Raw genomic sequence first — 975 nt, 5'->3', positions numbered from 1 at the left:
GCACCATCTGCCGGGCCACGGCAATTTGCGTGGCCATGTCGGCCAGACGGAATGCAACCGCCTGGTGTTCGATGATCGGCTTGCCGAAACTTTCGCGCTCACGGGCGTAATCACGGGCTGCTTCAAACGCAGCACGGGCCATGCCCACCGATTGCGAAGCGATGCCGACGCGGCCGCCTTCGAGGTTGGCCAGGGCGATTCGGTAACCTTCGCCCTCTTCGCCCAGACGGTTGGMGACCGGGACTTTGACATCTTCAAACAGGATCTGGCAGGTATCGGACGCGTGTTGACCGAGTTTGTCTTCGACCCGGGCGACTTTATAGCCCGGCGAATCGGTCGGCACGATCAGCGCGGTGATGCCACGCTTGCCGGCGCTTGGGTCCGTCACGGCAAACACAATCACTACTCCGGCGTTTTGCCCGGAAGTGATGAACTGCTTGCAGCCATTGAGTACGTAGTGATCACCTTCCAACCGCGCGCGGGTTTTCAGGCCGCTGGCGTCGGAACCGGCCTGCGGTTCGGTCAGGGCAAAGGCGCCGAGCATCGCGCCGCTGGCCAGTGGCTTGAGGAAGCGCTCTTTCTGGTCGTCGTTGCCGTAGTGCAGGATTGGCACGCAACCGACCGAGTTATGCACGCTCATGATGGTCGAGCACGCGCCGTCACCGGCGGCGATTTCTTCCAGGGCCATGGCGTAGGCCAGGTAACCGGTGTCGCAACCGCCCCACTGCTCCGGCACCAACATGCCGAAGAAGCCCAGCTGGGCCATTTCACCGATGGCTTCCTTGGGGAAACGGTGCTCGCGATCCCATTCGGCGGCGAACGGCTTCAGCCGTTCCTGGGCAAACTGCCGGGCCGCTTCGCTGATCTGCAGTTGTTCGTCATTGGGAATCATGCCAAGTCCTTAATCTGGTTACGGCGCAATACCTGTGGGAGCGAGCCTGCTCGCGAAAGCGGTGTATCAGTCGATAGAAATGT

General features: G+C 61.5%; 1 protein-coding gene. It reads right to left on the bottom strand.

From position 1 onward, the window contains the following. Positions 1–892 (bottom strand): acyl-CoA dehydrogenase (locus AC1DRJ_RS29625; protein ID WP_477805254.1); only part of this gene is annotated, 892 nt, incomplete at its 3' end. Positions 893–975 lie beyond the last annotated feature (83 nt).

This window comes from Pseudomonas sp. P5_B2 (assembly GCF_056400445.1).
This window is presented reverse-complemented; position numbering and strand designations above follow the sequence as displayed.